This window comes from Dyadobacter sp. BE31 (genome assembly GCF_031457695.1).
Lineage (GTDB): Bacteria > Bacteroidota > Bacteroidia > Cytophagales > Spirosomataceae > Dyadobacter.
This window is the reverse complement of record NZ_JAVDXA010000002.1, coordinates 956523-975916: the sequence shown is the minus strand read 5'-3', so window position 1 is coordinate 975916 and position 19394 is coordinate 956523. Positions and strand designations below refer to the sequence as shown.

At 53.4% G+C, this 19394-nt stretch carries 15 protein-coding genes; 3 read left to right on the top strand and 12 right to left on the bottom strand.

The features are described from left to right. Window positions 1-12 precede the first annotated feature (12 nt). The 7 genes from J2Y43_RS12640 to J2Y43_RS12610 form a co-directional block, all read right to left on the bottom strand. Window positions 13-867 carry an NAD(P)-dependent oxidoreductase gene (locus tag J2Y43_RS12640; RefSeq protein WP_309983006.1) on the bottom strand — a complete coding sequence of 285 codons (855 nt, stop codon included), beginning with the start codon at window positions 865-867 and terminating at the stop codon, window positions 13-15. A gap of 28 nt (window positions 868-895) precedes the next feature. Beyond that, window positions 896-2362, bottom strand: coding sequence for an SLC13 family permease (locus tag J2Y43_RS12635; protein WP_309983004.1), 1467 nt, complete (start codon window positions 2360-2362; stop codon window positions 896-898). 13 nt (window positions 2363-2375) lie between these two features. Next, entirely contained in the window at window positions 2376-3143 is a 768-nt protein-coding gene (locus J2Y43_RS12630; RefSeq protein ID WP_309983002.1) for an aldolase/citrate lyase family protein, read from the bottom strand. 22 nt (window positions 3144-3165) lie between these two features. Continuing rightward, complete coding sequence (locus tag J2Y43_RS12625) at window positions 3166-4692, bottom strand: SusD/RagB family nutrient-binding outer membrane lipoprotein (RefSeq protein WP_309983000.1); 1527 nt, start codon at window positions 4690-4692, stop codon at window positions 3166-3168. 10 nt (window positions 4693-4702) lie between these two features. Beyond that, window positions 4703-8200 (bottom strand): SusC/RagA family TonB-linked outer membrane protein, encoded by a 3498-nt coding sequence (locus tag J2Y43_RS12620; protein ID WP_309982998.1) that lies wholly within the window; start codon window positions 8198-8200, stop codon window positions 4703-4705. A gap of 120 nt (window positions 8201-8320) precedes the next feature. After that, window positions 8321-9418 (bottom strand): FecR family protein, encoded by a 1098-nt coding sequence (locus tag J2Y43_RS12615; protein ID WP_309982996.1) that lies wholly within the window; start codon window positions 9416-9418, stop codon window positions 8321-8323. 53 nt (window positions 9419-9471) lie between these two features. Next, window positions 9472-10062 carry a sigma-70 family RNA polymerase sigma factor gene (locus tag J2Y43_RS12610; RefSeq protein WP_309982994.1) on the bottom strand — a complete coding sequence of 197 codons (591 nt, stop codon included), beginning with the start codon at window positions 10060-10062 and terminating at the stop codon, window positions 9472-9474. Window positions 10063-10253: 191 nt separating this feature from the next. Between J2Y43_RS12610 and J2Y43_RS12605 the strand changes: the two genes are divergently transcribed. Next, entirely contained in the window at window positions 10254-10610 is a 357-nt protein-coding gene (locus J2Y43_RS12605) for a helix-turn-helix domain-containing protein (RefSeq protein ID WP_106598884.1), read from the top strand. 83 nt (window positions 10611-10693) lie between these two features. Here the strand turns inward: J2Y43_RS12605 and J2Y43_RS12600 are convergent, their stop codons facing one another. From J2Y43_RS12600 to J2Y43_RS12580, 5 genes are all read right to left on the bottom strand, one after another. Continuing rightward, window positions 10694-11422, bottom strand: a complete 729-nt coding sequence (locus tag J2Y43_RS12600; protein WP_309982988.1) for a tRNA threonylcarbamoyladenosine dehydratase — start codon at window positions 11420-11422, stop codon at window positions 10694-10696. Then, window positions 11419-12063 carry a TatD family hydrolase gene (locus J2Y43_RS12595; protein ID WP_309982986.1) on the bottom strand — a complete coding sequence of 215 codons (645 nt, stop codon included), beginning with the start codon at window positions 12061-12063 and terminating at the stop codon, window positions 11419-11421. Before J2Y43_RS12595 ends, J2Y43_RS12600 begins: the two co-directional genes overlap by 4 nt. A 12-nt stretch (window positions 12064-12075) precedes the next feature. Beyond that, entirely contained in the window at window positions 12076-12480 is a 405-nt protein-coding gene (locus J2Y43_RS12590; RefSeq protein WP_309982984.1) for a hypothetical protein, read from the bottom strand. A 72-nt stretch (window positions 12481-12552) separates the two neighbouring features. Next, window positions 12553-13269, bottom strand: coding sequence for a LytTR family DNA-binding domain-containing protein (locus tag J2Y43_RS12585; RefSeq protein ID WP_309982982.1), 717 nt, complete (start codon window positions 13267-13269; stop codon window positions 12553-12555). Then, window positions 13266-14792: a sensor histidine kinase gene (locus J2Y43_RS12580; RefSeq protein ID WP_309982980.1), complete on the bottom strand. Its 1527-nt coding sequence runs from the start codon at window positions 14790-14792 to the stop codon at window positions 13266-13268. Before J2Y43_RS12580 ends, J2Y43_RS12585 begins: the two co-directional genes overlap by 4 nt. Before the next feature lie 161 nt (window positions 14793-14953). Between J2Y43_RS12580 and J2Y43_RS12575 the strand changes: the two genes are divergently transcribed. Beyond that, window positions 14954-15850: an ABC transporter ATP-binding protein gene (locus J2Y43_RS12575; protein WP_309982978.1), complete on the top strand. Its 897-nt coding sequence runs from the start codon at window positions 14954-14956 to the stop codon at window positions 15848-15850. Between the two features lie 5 nt (window positions 15851-15855). Next, window positions 15856-19368, top strand: coding sequence for a M1 family aminopeptidase (locus J2Y43_RS12570; protein ID WP_309982976.1), 3513 nt, complete (start codon window positions 15856-15858; stop codon window positions 19366-19368). The last annotated feature ends 26 nt before the right edge of the window (window positions 19369-19394 follow it).

Genomic DNA, 19394 nt, shown 5'->3' with positions numbered 1-19394 from the left:
AATCACATCCTGTTAGTCGTTCAATGCGAGGAATAGCGCGCTGTGGTCGAGTTCGCCATTGCCTTGCTGCATGGCAGCCTGCATTTGTTTCGCCACGGTTTCGGTGCCTGGCAGCGAAAGAGCGAGCTCACCACCTGTTTTGAGGGCGATTTTGATGTCTTTTTGGTGTAGTTTGATTTTAAAACCAGGCTTGAAGTTGCCGTCGATGATCCGCTGGCCGTGCAGGTCGAGAATGCGGCTTTGCGCAAAACCTCCCAGCAGCACTTCCCGCATTTTGACCAAATCCACACCCGCTTTTTGGGCTAATGTAAATGCCTCGGCCACAGCCTGGATCGTCTGGCCGACAATCATTTGATTACAAGCCTTGGTCGTTTGCCCGGCGCCGGGCTCACCGATGTGCACGATATTCTTGCCCATCGCCTGAAACACCGGTAACGCCCGGGCTAATGCCGCCGCATTGCCGCCCACCATAATGGACAGGGTAGCGCCCTCCGCACCCACCTGCCCGCCCGAAACCGGCGCATCCAGCGCTTCCACGCCCCTTTCCTGCATGGCATCAAAGAGTTTGCGGGCTACCAGCGGTGCTATGGTGGACATATCAATGAATAAACTTCCCGCGCGAATGCCGCCGAGAACGCCACTGTTGACTACCTCTTCCACCTGCGGCGAATCGGGTAACATGGTGATAATGATGTCGCTCCCCGCCGCCAGCGACGCCGCGTCGGGCCACACTTTGGCACCAGCATCCTTCAATATGCCCGACGCCTGGCTGGCCGCGAGCACGCCCACGGGGAAGCCTGCCTTCAAGAGGTTGAGTGCCATGGGCTTACCCATTATACCCAGCCCTATAAACCCTATTTTCTCCATTTTATACAACTATCTGTTTTTGAATTCATTAAACCAAAGGAAATAGGTGCGCTGCGATCATCAGCACCACCAGCCCCACGCACCCCATGACGACGAGCATCGGCGAGAAAGTTTTCAGCGCCTCCCGCTCGGTGAGGTTACTGATCTTGACGATAATCCAGAAACCGGCGTCGTTCATCCACGGTACCAGCTTGGAGCCGCAGCCGATCGCCAGGCCAAGGTATAATGGGTGGTATTCCAAATGGGCGCTGGTTGCCATTCCCGACAGGATACCAGAAGCTGTAATGAGCGCAACCGTAGCCGATCCCTGCGCCGTACGTACAACCGCGCTGATCACGAAAGCGAGCGGGATGAGCGTCATCTGGTAGTCGGCCGTGAGCGCGGCAATGCGGGAACTGATGCCCGTTTGCTGCAAGATCCCGCCAAATGCACCACCCGACGCGGTAATGAGGATAATGCCTCCCCCGCTCATCAATGCCGCCTGCACAAATGCCGAAATACTTTCCTTGTCACCCTTTTTCCGGACAGCCAGCAGTACCAGCGCAATCAAACCTCCTCCCACCAGGGCAATGTTTTTATCACCAACCAAGGCCACAAAATCGACCAGGAAGTGAGCCAGTAAAGATTCGGGCGTAAAGGAGCCCGATTTGATCATCGATTTCAGGATGTTATCCAGACAAATGAACACCAGCGGAAAAGTGACCGGCAGCAGCGAAAACCACAGCGGGGGCAACTCCTTATCGTCCTTTTCGGCCAGCGACCGGATATCAGCCAGCCTTGCATCCAGCGAATCACGGAGCGCTACCGGCCATTTGGCATTGGCCCATTTGGCAAACAGGAACCCCGCGGTGATTGTCACCAGCCCCAGCAAGGTACCACCTGCCATCATCATACCGATCGGGATATTCATTTCTCCAATCAGGAACAGGGGTCCCGGAGCCGGCGGCACGAACGAATTGGCCATGGCTGCACCGCCGGTAATGGCCAGTACCAATAGCAGATAGTTCTTGCCAATACGCATGCTCACAGCTTTCGCCAGCGGGATCATCAGGAAAATCACGATATCAAAAAACACCGGCACACCCAGGAAAAAGCTGCTCACCAGGAACGCAAACGGCGCATTGTTCACGCCCGTCACAGCCAGCATCGACCGCACGATGCGCTCCGCCGCACCGCTTTCCAGCATGGCCTTACCAATGATGGCCGCCATCGCGATTAGAATGCCGATTTTACCGCACGTACTCCCGAATTCCGTAGCAATGCGCTCGCCGATACTCTTTTTGGCCAATGCGGCAGCAGCCTCGGGCGACGAACCTTTCGCAATCGCAAACGCCTCGACCGACGCAGCCGGCGTGAGCAGCGCCACGGCAAAAGCGGCCAGGATCAGTGCCAAAAAGGGGTGCAATTGCAGGAAAATAATGCCTCCCACCACGATGATCACGCCAATGAGCAGAATGAAGAGCGGATCGCTGAATAACACAGTCATTAAAGTCATGAAGAATCAGGTTTTAGGATGGGCGGAGATCGTTCAGCTTTTTGGCCATCGTGCGGGCACCTTCGGCCACAAAGGTGGCGTCGGAGCCGCAGGCAATGAACCGGATGCCCAGCTCGTGGTAGGCCGTATATTCGCTGGTATTAAAAAACAGGATACCGACGGCCTTTCCCGCTTTTCGGGCAGCTTCACACGTCTCGCGAACCGCTTCCCGGAACTTCGGATGATCGAACTGCCCGAAAATACCGAGCTCCATGGAAAGGTCGGCCGGACCGATGAACAGGACGTCGACCCCGTCCGTATTCGCCACCGCATCCAGGTGATTGAGCACCTCCACGGTTTCGATCTGCGCGATGCCGAGGATATTGGCCCGGCTGTTATCATAATATTCCTGAAAATGCTGTCCGAAACCCGTCGCACGCACCATTTTGGCCACGCCGCGGCTGCCAAATGGTGGATAGTGCAAGCCCTGCACGAGCTTTTGCGCTCCCTCGGGGTTCAGGATTTTGGGGCACATTACTCCCTCGGCACCCATGTCGAGCACCCGATGAATGCGCTGGCTTTCCGAACTCTCCACACGTATGATCGCGGCCGTGGGCGTGTGTTCGAGCGCCTGCAACTGGTAAAGCACGTCCTTTTCGGAGCCCGCACCATGTTCCAGGTCGATCAACACCCAGTCGAAGCCGGCCAGTCCGACGATCTCAGCGGTGAGCGAACTGCCGGTATTGAGCCAGCATCCGTGCAGGGTTTCCCCGTTTTGCAGTCTTTTTTTCAGGTTTTTCATTCCAAAATCGGTTGTTACAATGCTATTTCTTGTCCCACCACACGCGCGTGTCGAGCAGGTCGGGACCTTGCGCGGCAATCGCCTTCTGGACATTATCGTGGTTCACGTTCAGTTCTGCGTCGGTGTAGGTCAGCCGGCGGATAAACGGTTCTGTTTTAAGGTCGCTGCCCGGGTATGGGTTGGGTTTTAAAACCGGGAAACCACTGCGACGGAAGTTCGCAAACGCCTCGGGGCCGATCAGGAACGACGCTACCCAGTATTGCGTGTTGATCTCTTCCAGCTCCTTGCCTGCGTGCAACGGGTGAGCGCTCACGTACGAGGCAATGGCCGCATCGCCGATGGCGGTACTGGCCCCATACATTGCGAATTGCTGCATATGGGCCTTGATTCCCTCGGCATACAATGCAGCGGCGTCGCCCGTCGTCCATTTACGCACCACCGCTTCGGCGAGCAGGAGCTGCGTTTGCGCATAGGTTACCAGGAAACTGGGAGCAGTTAACCCCGCCATTCGCGTCCTGTCGAGCTGGCTGTAATCCCACAAGCTGGCCAGTTTCTTGGCCGCTACATCGGCGCTAATGGTCGTGTTGTCGTACCCCTGCGGCATACCTATCTGCACCGCCACCGAGCGGTTGGCTTTCGCTTCCACCTGGTCGGCCCCGCTTTGCGCACCCACGTAACGCACCGCGATCGCCCCCAGGCGCGGATCGTTGTTGGTGGATAGATAGGTCACAAATTCTTCATCCAGGTAATAGAATGCCGACTGCCCGCCATTCAGCGAGCTTCCCACCGGGTTGGTGAAACTCGCCGTATGGCGGATCACCGCATTGTCCTGGTTGGATTGCATTACCCCTCCCGCCACGGCCTTGGCTACGTATTCGGCAGCTTTGGCAGGATTGATTTTCGAGAGCCGCATAGCCCCACGCAGCAACAACGAGTTACCCAGTTTTTTCCATTTCAAAACATCCCCGCCATAAAGCACATCACTCGAAACAGCCGTTTTGGAAGCATCCAAAGCATTCGATGCGGCGTCCAGTTCGGTGAGAATGTCGTTGTAAATGGCCTCCTGGTTGTCGTAAGCGGGCGTGGTATTGCCCGTGAGGAAGCCCGAGCCCGCCTCGGCGTAAGGAATGTTGCCGTAAGTATCGCTCAACACCATAAATGCATAGGCTTTCCAGATCCGCGCCATATGGTACAGGTTCGTACGGCTTGCATCGTCTTTGGTTTTGGCAACTACGTCGGCCAGTTCCTTGATAATAGTGCGGTAATAGGTATTCCAGTTACCCGACGTCACGCCCCGGTTATCCTGGTTGAAGTTGGCAGCCGATCCCTGCCCGCTGAACGGCGTGATCATCTGCTTCACAATCGTCGTTTCGTAACTCAGATTGCCATACACCGGCGCGCTGTTAACGATGGTCGTATTGAGCTGATAGGCAGGGTTTACGGCAGTGAGGGCAATGGGATTGATGTTCATCTCATCAAAACCGCTGTCGCAGGCGTCCATCGCCATGATGCAAATGCCGCTGATTAGTATATGTAATGCCTTTTTCATAGTCGATCGCTTAGAATTTCAGATTGAGGTTGAAACCCGTGCTGCGGGTGATGGGTAAGCCGGTTGCTTCGAGGCCGATCAGGTTGTCGGACGGGAAACCGAACTGGTCGGGGTGGATGGTCGGCACCCATTTTTTGAGCACCGCCACATTGTTGGAGACAATGCTCAGCCGCGCAGCTTTGATAAACGGAATGTTTTTAGGTAGAAACCGCCCGAAATCGTACCCGAATGTGATCTGCCGCAATTGCCACAAACCTGCATTGTACACAAACTGCTCGGCGATATTCTGCGACCTGACCGTTTCATAATAAGCCTGCACCACCGATTTCGTTTGATTCACTTCACCATTCGGATTCACGCCGTCGCCGATAATGAAACCCTCCGCCCGCCCGGGCAGCGTCTCTTTGAGCAAGCCATGCCGCCACGCATTGTGGTTGGTACCAGAAATCATCTTATGCCCGAGTTTGAAATCGATCAGTACCGAGGCAGAGAAGTTTTTATAATTAAAACTGTTGGTAATGCCCCCTACCCACTTCGGTAATGCGCTCCCGAACGCGATTTGCGTAGGCGTGCGCAAGGGCCGGCCATTTCCGGCGTCGAAAACCTGCCTGCCCTGGTCGTCGCGAAGGTAGCCGAAGCCATAGAGCTGGCCCATTGGCTTGCCTACCACCTGCCGGAGCTCACCGGTAAAGTCACCGGTTCCGACGGTGATCATCGCGTCGCTTACATTGCTTCCCAGGTCGAGGGTTTTGGTGACATTATAAGCCGCGTTGAAATTCAGGTTCCAGACAAAGTTTTTGTCCTGGTAAGGCGTCACGTTCACCATCATTTCGAGCCCGCGGTTGCGGCCTTTGCCCACATTAATGAGCTGCGTGAGGTAACCCGAAGCATCGGAAGTCTGCGCTTGGAGGATCTGGTCGGACGAGAGTTTATCATAATAGGTAAAATCGAGCCCCAGCCTGTTTTCAAACAGTTTCAATTCCAATCCCACCTCTTTTTCCGAAACCCGCATCGGCCGGAGGTTCGCATTCGGAACCGTGGAGCCATTGATCGTCGCCAGCGGCTGGCCGGCGCCATTCGGGTTGGGGAATTGTTGCGGATTGATGTTGTAAAACAAATTGTTGGCGTACGGTTGAACATCCGTGTCGCTACCTACTTCGGCATAAGCTACCCGTACTTTCCCAAACGAAATCCACGAGGGCAACGAAGCCGTAAATGCCTGCGAGAACACGAAACTGGCTGTTACCGAGGGATATACAATGCTCCTGTTCGCTGGCGAAAGTGTTGAAAACCAGTCGTTACGAATGGTACCGTTCAGAAAGAGGAAGTCGTTGTAAGAAATTTCCGCTGCACCGTAAAGCGAATTGACCTGCCTTTTGGAAAACTCATAGGTCGCGTCGCGCTGGCGGCCGTTCCCGATCGTGTACAGGTCGCGCACATAAAAATCCTGCACGAATACATTGTGCCGGCTCAGTTTGCGGCGCATCTGATTGCCCCCTGCATTGATATTCAAGCCAATGCGACCGAATGTTTTGTTGGCCGAGATCAGGAAATCAGTATTCAGCTCGCGTACCGAGCGGGTATCCTGCACATATTGGCCATTCACAAAACCCTGAGGCGCTGCCGCTTGCCGTTGGCTTCCTGTGGGCAGGTTGTAATCCTGCTCGCGGGAATAGTAATCCTGTCCTACCCGCACCTGGGCATAAAGCCAGTCAGTAAAGCTGTACCGCACCGAAAGATTACCGAATACGCGGTCCTTTTCCACGTTTTCGAAGCGTTTCAACGCAAAGTAGGGATTGGTCCTGTTCGTGAACCGCGACCATACATATTCATTACCATTCGCGTCGGTCGCGTATTTTTCCAGCAAATCGAGCGGCATGGAATTGGCCATGTTGTAGAGCACCACCGGGCTGTAATCCTGTTCCGCAATGTTCGGCGGGTTTTTACGGTCCTCGTTGGAATAGTTGATATTACCCGAAACGGTCAGCTTTTTGGCCATAGTTTGGGTAAACCCGAGGTTCACCGTTTTACGATGGTAACCCGAGCCGGGCAAAATGGTTTTATTATCCAAATTCGAAAGCGAGAGGCTGAAACCGCCGAATTCCCCACCCGATGACAAGGTAATGGTGTTGGTAAATGTGCTGCCTTTGCGGTAATAGTCGGTGATCTGATGCCGCTGAGGCACATAAGGTACTTCCACGCCATCGAAAAGAATCTGCGTCATGCCCGGTTCGAACTTCTCACCAAAACTCCATTGGCCGGAGGTGGGATTAGGCGTGGTAGGCCGCTTGCCGTTTTCGCCCTGCCCGTATTCATATTGATAATCGGTATAATCGAGCGGTGTTTCGGTGGTGAAATTGGAGTTGAACTCAATGCCGATACCAATGCCGGCGCCGCGCGTTTTGGTCGTAATCATAATCACCCCGTCCTTCGCCCGCGAGCCGTACAATGCCGACGCCGCAGCGCCTTTCAGCACGGTCATCGACTCGATATTGTCCGGGTTAATGCTGCTCAGGCCGTCGCCGCTGTCGGAAGTGCGGTTGGAACCCTTATCGGCCGCATCGCCGCGGGCACCGAAGTTGCTGTTATCAATCGGTACGCCATTCACCACGATTAATGGCGAGTTGTTACCCCCAAACGACGACTGTCCGCGAATGCGGATTTTGCTCGTACCTGCCGGCCCGGAACCAAGCGAAGTAATGTTCACACCGGCCATTTTCCCCTGCAATGCATTCATAAAATTGGCGGTACGGTTCACGGTCATTTCCTCGGTGGGTACGCTGGCAGTGGCATAACCGAGACTTTTGGCTGCCTTTTTGATACCCAATGCGGTTACCACTACTTCTTCCAGTGCCTTGCTTTCGGGCATCAGCGAAACCACCAGGCTGGTTTGGTTTCCCAAGATTACCTCTTTGGATTGATACCCCACAAAACTGAACAGCAATGCGCCGTCGCCTTCCTGAATGTCTATTTGAAATGTACCTTCCGCATTCGTGGTCGTCCCGCGTTGGGTACCTTTTATAATGATGTTAACGCCCGGCAAAGCGGCGCCCTTTTCGTCGGTGACCTTGCCGGAAAGGCTTTTCTTAGGCGCAAGTTGAAGCGAATTGCTCTCCGGGAGCAGGAAACCATTGTCAGCCCCCGGCAATTCGCCCGAAGAGAGAATGATCTTCTTTCCCGATAATTCATATTTGATTTTCAGTGGTTTCAACAATTTAAAAAGCACCTCTTCCAATGTCGTATTCACGGCCTTGATCGTGACCTTTTTCGACGCTTCGAGCACATTGGAACTGTATACAAACTGTACATCCGTTTCCTTTTCGATGTGTGCCAGCACCCGTTTGATTTCACGGTTCTCCGCCTGGACCGTCAGACGCCGGTTCAGGTACTCCTGCGCAGTGCTCGTGTGCGCATACGCTACACCCGCGAGCAACGCCATGACCAAACTCTGTGTGATCGAAAACCTCATAAGTTTCAGCCAGAATTTTCTGGTAATGCGTTTTTTCATACTTTTGAACAGGGTTTAAAGGGTTCTTTTAACCGGGAACTTGCAGATACCGAGCGTGTAACTTTGGCGAGTGGCCGCTCGTGATCCGACCTTGATGGCAGTGAAACCCACTGCCATTTTTCATTTACTGCAACCTTTGCCGCTGACGACGATCTGTCCGTCGACGATCTCGTAGCTGGCCGAAACAGTTTTGCAGAGAATGCTCAGTTTGTCGTACATGCTTTCGTCGGAGAAAGCCACCGTAATTTTGCAGGCCCAAAAGCTGTCGGCGTCGAACTGGACAGGGATACCGTACGATTTTTCCATATCCCTCAATATCACCGGCAGCGGTACTTCATCGTATTTCAAAATGTTTTCAACGGCTCCATTCGGAAGTTTTTCGGGGTTTTCCACCAATGTTTTCGAGAGCTGGTTGGCACTTTTCTCAAAAACCGCCGCCTGATTGGCCGTGATGATGAGGCCCTTCACTTCCTTTTCCAAAGGCTTGTCGACATACACCGACACCTTCCCCGTTTGCACCTGCACGGTGATGTTCCGGTCGTCGTCGAATGCGCTCACTACGAAGCGGGTACCGAGTACTTTGGTCACCACTTTGCCGGTATGCACCATAAATGTCTGCCCCTGTTTCTTCACCGAAAAAATAGCCTCACCCGTCAAATACACCACCCGGGCACTATCGGCAAATTCCGACGGGTAGCTCAGGTAGCTCTTCGGACTCAGCGTTACTTCCGAACCGTCATTTAAGTGGATTACCAATGGTTTTGAAGTGTCATTTCGCGTGGTGACAAGATTCGCCGGGCTCGCGGTATTGGCCGCGAGCTGCGGTGCAGAAGCATTATTTTGATAATAATACCAGCCAATTCCGGCACCTAGCACAAGCACCGCGGCAGCTGCCATCAGCCATCTTTTCCAGAAAATAGTACGGCCGCTTTCTTCGTCATCATCGGAGAAACTGATTTCTAAATGGTCTTCCTTACCGCCGACAGCTTCAATAAACCGTTCAATTTCAGCGCGAATTTCCTTTTCACTGAGCCGCTCCCCATCCACGTTCGCCGCGCGGATCAGATGCTCTGCCTGCCGGAATGTATCGCGGCAGCCGGGGTATTTGTCCAAAAAAGACAACCAGAATATTTCCTGCGTGCCCTGGCCCTGCACCCATTTCCGGAAGCTCTCGTCTTCCAGGAAATCTTCGACGGTATACGATTCGTAAGGCTTCATTCCGGTTTCAGTTCTGTTACGTTACACACTATACGCCTGAGATCAGGTCGCGCCTAGGAACTCAGGTCGTAATGCTTCCGCAGGCTTCCCAGCGATTTTTGCAAGAGATTATAGACTGACTGACGGCTCAGGTTCATGACCTCGGCGATTTGCTCGAAGCTGAGGCTCTGGTAAAAGCGCAGGTAGATAAGCTCCTTCTGCCTGCCCGACAGGCTGTTAAGCACTCCTTCGAGCTTTCTCACCTGGTATATTTCGTGTTCTTCGTCGATCAGCCGGAGGTCGGAAGAGAACTCCACCGAAAACGAGTATTCATCCGACAGCATCGACTGGTGCGTGACATGCTTTTTGGATAACTCGCGCAAAATCCGCGTTTTGAGCACCACGAGCAGGTAGGAACGCACATTGGACACCGCCCCGAAAGACCCCGCATGGGCTGCCCCTGCTGACTGCTGCGTTTTCCAGAGGTTCACGAACATATCCTGAATGCAATCCTTCACGAATTCGCGCTCGCCATGCAGCCTCAGGCCCCAATGGAACAGGTCGGAATAGTAGCCCTGCATGATATTCGCCAGCGCGTACATGTCGCCCGACTGGTAGTCATTCCAAAGTTTCTGAGCTTCATCAGGAGTAATGCGTGGTCTCATCTCGTGGTAGCTGTCACTTTTTCTAGATGAGACTCATTTTCGGAATATATACCCCACTATTTTTATCTTTTTTATTAAAATAATACACGATAGATCCAGAAACGTTGTGCGTGCCCCTACTCCCTCATGTTGACAGGCGACCATTATCTGTGTAAATTGTGAGTAGCTCCTATATAAATGAGCCTAACACTATGAGAAAACTTACTTCGACGAATTACTACAATCAGACGTTCCTGGAAGAGAAATGCACATTGAACGAGCTGATCAACCTGCTTAGCAAACGGTGGCTGACCGAAGTGATGTTCAGCATTGAGGAAGGTAATAATCGCTTTTCGACGCTGAAAGAGGACCTTAAACACATTAGCGACAACATCTTAGCCGATCGCCTGAAATTGCTCGAACAACACAAGCTGATCATCCGCAACGACAACTTCCGCGAAGTACCGAGCCGTGTTGAATACACGCTGTCCGAAACCGGTTCCAAACTCAGCGAGCTCCTCGATGGCCTTTGCCATTTCTCCGAAACCGAAATGGAATTCCCCGAGTAACGCCGCCTTAAAGACCGTCCGCCCGGTCCTTAACAATTGTTAACAATCACTTCGGAAATTGTGAGTGACGGGTCAATAGCCCGTTATTCACCAATCAAATCCCGCAATACCACCGATGCGCAGGTTCCCCCGAATATCGCAGGGAGGTAGGGCATGGTGCCGTAGGCGGATTTTTTATAGTTACTGCCGTCGGTGAGAATAAGCGACTCGCGGATTTGCTCTTCTGTCGAAAATACGGCTTTGATCCCCTTGTAAATCCCCGCCTTTTTAAGGTTTTTCCTGACCTGCTGCGCGAAAGGGCAATTGTATGTTTTCGAAATATCGACCACTTTCAATTGCGTCGGGTCCATTTTTCCGCCCGCGCCCATTGAGCTTACGATGGGTATGTTACGCTTGTAGGCCTGCGTGAGGAAAGTCAGCTTGGGCGTCACGCTGTCGATCGCATCTATAATGTAATCGTAATGCGTTGCATCGAGGATTTGCGCTACCGCATCCGGCGTCACAAAGCTCTTCACGACATTCAGGGTCAATTCAGGATTGATCGCTTTGAGGCGTTCGGCCATGATATCGGCTTTACTCTGGCCGTGATTCGTAGCCAACGCGGGCAACTGCCGATTCCGGTTAGTCGGGTCTACCACGTCGCCATCCACGATGGTCATCGTCCCTACTCCGCCGCGGCAAATGAATTCGGCCGCAAAGGAACCCACGCCGCCCAAACCGATCACCAGCACATGTGCCTGGCTGAGTTTCACCAGGTTTTCCCTTCCAATCAATAACTCCGTCCTGGAAAGCCAGGAAAAATCCTCCATCATTGTTTAAATACTTTACCAAAATTCGATTCGAGCTGCAAAGCAATCTCTTTTTCGGGAATATTCAGCAGCTGCGAGGCGGTTTTGTAGATTTCGCGGATATCGCCACCCGTATCGTCGGTTTCGAGCAGCAGCTGGTCCGGCGGTACCGCCCTGAATGCCTCCACAATGGCCGCATTGGGATGCAGCAGCGCCTTCCCGAACGACAGAAAATAGCCCGCATCAATCACCGGCCGGATTACCGAAAGACGGTTGTTGATCCCATGAAAAATAACAGGCACACAGGTGTCCCTCAAAAATTGCAGGCACTCCCGAACCGCCTTCACACAATGGATCACCAGCGGCTTCCGCAGTTCCCCCGCCAGCGCGATCTGTCGTTCAAATGCCTGGCACTGTGTGTCCCAGTCCGTCGCAGTGAGCTTATCGAGGCCGCATTCGCCAATTGCAACTACCTCCGGATGAGCAGCATATCCGCGCAGCAATTCCAAATCATCGGAAAGCGTTTCCGCACGGACGTACCAGGGGTGCAGTCCCGCGCTTACATACCGGCTGGCCACGGGGTCTCCAAATCCGCTATGCCGGTTTTCAATAGCCAGTATATTGGGAGTACCGGGCGGGTTATGGGTATGGACATCCAGAAACATCGGAACGGCGGCTCATTCAAACGGGTTTACCGCGTACATCAGGCTCCTGGCCGATATTTCGTGGGAATCGATGTGCGATTTGCCTTTATAGTTGCGTACTCTCAGGTTATCCTTCCCCTGATAAACAAAGGAAAGCGTAGCAACCGGCTGGCCGATATTGAACATTTTGGAGCCTTTTTCGGCATAGGCATCAGCCAGCTCCCTCAAAACAGCAACATCAGGAAATTCAAGGCATTTCAGCGTAAAACCATCGATATCGCCATCCCAGTTGAGATACAGTAAATGGCGTTGTTCAGGGGCTATTTCAAAATAAAAATTGAACCGTCGCTGCCCGTCGAATGCCTCAGAAAGTTGCAGCTCCTTCGATTCGGGGTAATAGGTTCTGATTTCTTCGCGTAAGTAATCGAGTGAATTCATCTTGGTGCGTGGGTGGTGTCTTTCAATTCGTGTATAAACAAATATATCCAGCCAGCGGCAAAATTTCAAGGATCAGCCCGGAAACAGTTTGATCACATGCTTAAACGTTTTACCAAGCGGCAATACCTTTCCGTTCAACAGCCGGATCATATTGCCCTCGATATAATGTACGAATTTTTTGTTCAATATGAAAGACTTGTGGATCCGGATGAACGCGTCGGCCGGCAGCTGTTCTTCAAAACTTCCCAGGGTACGCTGCGTGAGCAGGAACTGGTCCCGGCCCCAGACTTTGACGTAATTCCCCAGACTTTCAAGATAATACACGTCATCAAGCTGCATTTGAACCAGTTTCTTGTCGGATTTGATGTACAACGGCTCCGCTTCGTGCGGCACGGCGGGCGGCGCAGGCGCGGTTATCACCTGTTTGCGCAGGGTATACTGCTCCAATGCCCGGTTGGCGGCTTTCAGGAACCGGTCGAAGCGGAACGGTTTCAGCAGATAATCGACCACTTCCAGTTCGAAACTTTCCAGTGCATACTCCTCGTAGGCGGAGGTAATGACGACCAATGGCCGCTGGTTGAGCGTACGCAGGAAATCGAGACCGCTGAGCTTCGGCATTCGGATGTCGAGAAAAATAAGGTCTACCGCGTGGTGATTGAGAAATGTGAATGCCTCGGTAGCCAGGTAGCATTGGCCGGCCTTTTCGAGAAACGGGATGTCTTCGAGGTATCTCAGGATCACATCATGGGCCAACGGCTCGTCGTCGACAATCAGGCAGCGTAATTTCATAGCAGGTCGATTTCCAGGCTGGCTGTAAACACTCCGTTCTTCGCTGCGGTGGTTAACCGGTGCTTTCCGGGGTAGAGTAATGCCAGACGTTTCCGCAAATTAGTCAATCCGATGCCCGTTTGCGCATCCGGCACCGGTTCGTATGAATTTTCACAAACAAAACGCACAGCACGCTGGTCTGCTTTGAGGCTGATACTCAGGAATGCGTCGCTTTCAGCATTTTCTACGCCGTGCTTGAATGCATTCTCGACGAAAACAATCAGCAGCAGCGGGGCGATCAAGATTGTACCATCCGCTATTTCTTGTTCAAATTGCAGGTCCAGGCTTCTTCTCAACCGGATTTTCTGCAATTGAATATAATCTTTCAGGTATTTAACCTCGTCCTCCACCCGCACAAATGGTTCCCTGGCCTTGTAAATCACATAGCGCATCAATTCCGAAAGCTGTAAAATGCTCTCGGGCGTCTGCTCGGAACGTTGCAGGCTTAATGCATAGAGATTGTTGAGTGTATTGAAGAAAAAATGCGGGTTCAACTGCTGCTTCAACAGATCGAGCTCGGCCACGGACTTCTCATGTTGCAGCGCAGTAATAAGGCTGTTCTGCTTCGCCCATTGAATCGCCAGCAACACCGGCAAGCTGATCACCAGTATCAGCATCGCGCCGAACGCGTTTTCAGTCACAAATGGATTGGCCGAAAACACGCCGCCCAGCACTTTACTGAAAGGCAAACTGGCCAGTAACTGCCCCCACAGCGGGTAAAACACACCGATTAACGCGGCCGAACAGAGGATGTAGTACAAAATACCCCGTTCTTTCAGGATCACGGGCACCAGCCAGCGGCTGTTGACATAAAAGAAAAAATACCCCGCGAGGTACATCACCAGCAGTTGCAGGGAATAGCTGATAAATGTAGGTAAATGGGCCGCTATTTTCAGGAGGTGTATCTCAAAACCAATAAGCAGCTGCTTCCCCGAGTGATACAGCGGATTGTCAAGACTCGACACCGCCATCGCACCCAGCACTAATGCAAGCCCGATGATGCTGATCAGCACCGCCTTTTCCAGGCTCAATCTGCGTATCCATTTTACCTCGCGTAACCGGCCCATGTACTGGCCTTCCACCACGAGGATGCATTCCAGCACCGCAATGCAAAGCCCGCCGGTAAACACCACCGGCCATATCAGTTGCTCCGGGTTCAACAATGCCGCCGAGCCCCCCAGCAATAGGGGTAAGTATCCCAGAAAGCATCCCAGCCAGACCCGCCGATTGCGCCTTGCAAAGCGCCCCTCCCCACTCCCCTCGCGTACCCACGTGACCGCGAGCACAGGCGACCATAGCGTAAGTGCCAGCAGCGATTGAAAATACGCCGCCCAGTAATCGTCCCGCCCGATCGTAAACCCGATCGAAATCCAGCAAAACAGCCCTGCGTAAAGCCAGGTATCTTTCCGGCGGGCCAAAACGCCCATTACTTTTTCCAATATCAACATCCTGCAAATAAACCGCAATGCAGGCCTGCTTTTCAAAAATTAATGACGACCGTCGCGATTTTGGTGATATTGGTAAAAAAGGCACAAAAACAGTCTTTCGAATGCATTCGTCACCACAGCATTAGCCTTCCTCATTATTCGTTGAACACCCGGCCATCAGCATCCATCTTTGAAGCCGAAACTTCAAAAGCCATGTCATGCAAAGATTAAAAATCCAGGGGCTCTCCAAAACCTATTCCAACGGCGTCCGCGCCCTCGACCGGGTATCGCTCGACATACCGAACGGGATGTTCGGGCTACTGGGCCCTAACGGTGCCGGCAAGTCGACCTTCATGCGCATTCTTGCTACCCTTACCCAGGCCGACAGCGGGCTGGTCACCTTCGACGGGCAGGATATTACCCGTGAAACTGATTGGCTGAGAAGCAGGCTTGGTTACCTGCCGCAAGATTTCGGTGTATATCCGGGCGTCTCCGCGGAAAACCTGCTCGACCACCTGGCCGTATTGAAGGGCCTGATCCACCAAGCGGAGCGCCGGGAACAAGTGGGCGCGCTGTTGCAGCGTACAAACCTCTACCAGCACCGCAGGCAGGCCGTGAGCACATTTTCGGGTGGAATGCGCCAGCGTTTCGGTATTGCACAGGCGTTGCTGGGCAACCCGCAACTGGTGATCGTGGATGAGCCTACGGCGGGCCTGGACCCTTCGGAACGCAACAGGTTTCACGATCTGCTGAGCGAAATCGGGGAGCATATCGTGGTGATTCTCTCGACGCACATTGTGGACGACGTGCACGACCTATGCCCGCAAATGGCCGTGCTGGCCTCCGGTCGCGTGGTGCTGGAAGGCAAACCCGAAACCCTGACGCATTCGCTGAAAGGCCGTCTCTGGCGTAAAACCGTCACGCCCGCGGAGCTCGCCGAAATGCAAGCCACCATTGACGTGATCTCTACGCGCAGGGTCGCGGGGCGCATTCAGGTGCATGTACTTGCGGACGCATGCCCGGGTACCGCGTTCGAGGCATTCGACCCGGGGCTTGAAGAGGTGTACTTTGCCACGCTCCCGGGCACAGGCCGGAAGGAGGTGCAGCCATGCTAGCCGCCATGTTTCGCTTCGAAATGGGTTACCATTTCCGGCAGATCAGCTTTCGCATTGCCGCATTGTTATTTCTGATCTTTGGCGTACTGATGCCGTTCGGCAACTTTGGCGGTGAAGAAATACACCGGAACGCACCGCACGTGATCAATTTCATCATTTGCCTGCTTTCACTGTTCACGATCTTCGTGAGCACACTCGCCGGCGCGGCTGTGGTGCTGCGCGATGCCCAACACCGGATGGAGCCGCTTATTTTCACGACGAGCATTGGTCGCATGCCCTATTTCGTCGTCCGACTGGCCGGGTTGCTCACCGCCGTATTCCTGGTGATGTGCCTCGCAGCGGCGGGCGCGGCGATGGTCACGTTCATTGCACCCGCCGGGCAATTAGGCCCTTTCCATCTTTCCTACTACCTGGTGCCATTGCTCCTGTTCGGCCTGCCGGGCGTGGTGTTTTGTTGCAGCATCGTTTTTGCGACGGCCCTGCTCACGCGCAATGTCCGGTGGGTTTACACGGCCGGAGTTTTGATGTTTATCGTCTATTTCACGGCCTCCATTCTGGGTAATTCCCCCGTGATGGCTGGTTCCATTCCGGCCCCCGGCGGCCCGGGCTGGGTCGCGGTATTGATAGATCCCTTCGGCTTTACAGCGTTTTTTGGAGAAACAATGAACTGGCCCGTTTGGCGTCGCAATCAGGAGCTTTTTCCAATCACCCCGCTGTTCGTCGCCAACCGCTTGCTCTGGACCGCGATTTCGCTCGCTATGCTGGCGTTGTCGTACAACCGTTTCAAATTCAGGATTCTATCTGAAAATGACGCGCCCCCGGCCCGTAAACAAGTCGCTCAAAAGGTACCCGCTATCGCCTACCGGACCATCCGTACCCGCACCGGCGGGCTGCACTACCTCTGGCCGGCATTTTGGCGGACACTTAGGCTCGAAACAAAAACATTGTTCAGCAACCCGGTCATAACGACGCTCATCTTCGCATTGTGGGTGTTTTTCAATGCGATAGAGCTGTTCGAGAACCTTTCCAACGGGCCATATGGGGTAAGAAGTTACGCCACCAGCGGTATCCTTGCCGAGCAGCTGGTGGCCGTGCGGCCTGCGTTACTGCTGATCCTGTTTTACGCTTCCGAATTGATTCACCGGGAAAAGACCACGGGAATCGAGCCGCTGATCTTCTCCACGCCGGTTTCTGTTACAGCATTTGCCATTGCGAAATCTCTCGCGCTCGTCTTCTGGATTCTGGCGCTGATCACCGTTCACATTTCTGTCGGGGTAGCGGTGCAATGGTTTTCCGGATTTGAATATTTTGAATGGCAAACTTATTTCTCGCTCTATTACTACGCCGGCCTGCCGCTGGTGCTGTACGCGATCCTGATCCTCTTCATTCAAACTATCATTCCCAACAAATACCTGGGAATACTTATCAGCGGTCTCATTATCGGCATTTTCATCTTCGGCCGAAAACTCGGCCTCGAAAGCTACCTCACACGTTTCGCCACCGCCCCACGCCTCCGCTATTCCGACTTCGACGGGTTCGGCCACAGCGGCTTGTCGTTTAACTGGTATATGTGCTACTGGACGCTGGTTGCGCTTGCGCTGGCGGGCATCGGTACGCGCATGTGGGCGGGGTATGCGCGCGGCCGCATACGTACGGGCATTACATCAGCCCGAGCAGCGTTGGTATTTTCATCGGTCTGCGCATTGCTCGCTATCGGAACGGGGATTTTCATTCAATACCGAACCGGCTTTTCGGCGCATAACCGCACGGGAACGACCAATGCGGAATGGCAGGCACAATACGAACGGAAATACAAGCCGCTTGCAAGTCTGCCTCAACCGGTAGTTACGGATGTTCACCTGCAAACCGACCTTTTCCCTGCCGATCACTACTACACCGTAAAAGGTTCCATGCGGATTAAAAACAAATCAGGACAACCGATTACGAGGCTGTGTATCGGGACTGACCCGGAGGTTGAACTGATAAGCCTGGCGCCCGAACAAGCTTCACGGATGTCGTCGGATGAAACCTTCGGCCAGCATGGGTACCGCCCCGATGTCCCGCTCGCGCCGGGTGCTGAAATGACGATCCGTTTCGCGATCCGCGCAGACCGATCGGGACTTAAACCCTTCAACAGCGAGCACTCGGTTGCCGCCAATGGTTCTTACATTGAATTGGAAAAATACCTGCCGTATTTGGGATACCGGGCCGCCTACGAAATCGAAGATCCGGAAGAGCGACGGCAAAATGGCCTGCCTGTTCGCAGAGACGACCCATCGTCCGACCACGAGTATCATTTCATTCAATTTCAAAACGTTATCTCCACCGAAGCCGGGCAGCAAGCCATTACGGTGGGCACATTGGTGAGAAGCTGGGTGCGTGCTGGCCGCAGGTATTTCCACTACCAATCCGAGTCCCCAATCCCCTATATGTTTGCATTGAGCGCTGCCCGCTATGCTGTAAAAACGGAAAAGTACAAAGGCACGACTTTCCGGATCTACCACCATCCCGGACACCTGCAAAACATCGCAGCCATGATGCTCGCCATGAAAGACGCCGTGGACTACGGCAATGCCCATTTTGGCCCCTACCCGCGCCGCGAGCTCACGCTGGCCGAAATCCCCCATTACCCGGGTTCGGCTACGGCCTATCCCGGCCTTATTTTCAGCCAGGAACGAACCAATTTCAGAAGTGATCTGGGCGATAGTACCGGTTTCAACTTCACCTACGCTACCGCCGCGCACGAAACGGCGCATCAGTGGTGGGCGGAACAGGTGGCGGCTCCATCAGGCCCTGGTTATGCATTGCTCACAGAATCCCTCGCGAAATACACCGAAGCCATGGTGACCGAAAAACGGTTGGGCAAAATGTACCTGCGGCCTTACCACGTGAAGGACTCCCAGCTCTATTTCGCCTATCGCAACGCCACCGCCGAAAGAGAAATACCGCTTTGGCAAACCACAGACCAGCCTTTTGTATATTACCAGAAAGGCGGGCTGGCGCTTTTCCGTCTCAAAGAGGTGTTGGGGGAAACGCATTTCAACCGCGCATTACTCGAGCTCGTGAAACTTCATGGTTACCCGCTTCGAAAACCGGATCCTGCCAGCCTCGTCGACGCTTTGAAATGCGGTACAAATACCTCTCAGGCCCGACTGGTCGACGAGCTTTTCAAGAAAGTGATTGTGTTTGATAATGATATTAAAATCCTATCCAACAAACCATTACCCGATAATAAACAGCTGCTTACGTTGGAAATCAATGTCCGCAAAACCGACGAAACCTCGGGCAAACCCGTGCTGCTGAAACCCGACGATGCGATTGATATTGCCGTATTCGATCAGCAAATAACGCCGAACGTCGTGCCGCCAAAGCCCGTTTATCTGCGGAGGCACCATTTTTCCCAAAACCGCTCGGTCATCCAAATTGTGGTGCCGCGCGAGGCGGCGGCAATTGTACTTGATCCGCTCTCGTATATGCTCGATGTGAGCGATCACAACAATATAGTCATCTTAAAATGAGGCCGGGCGGAACTTTGAGTAATGCA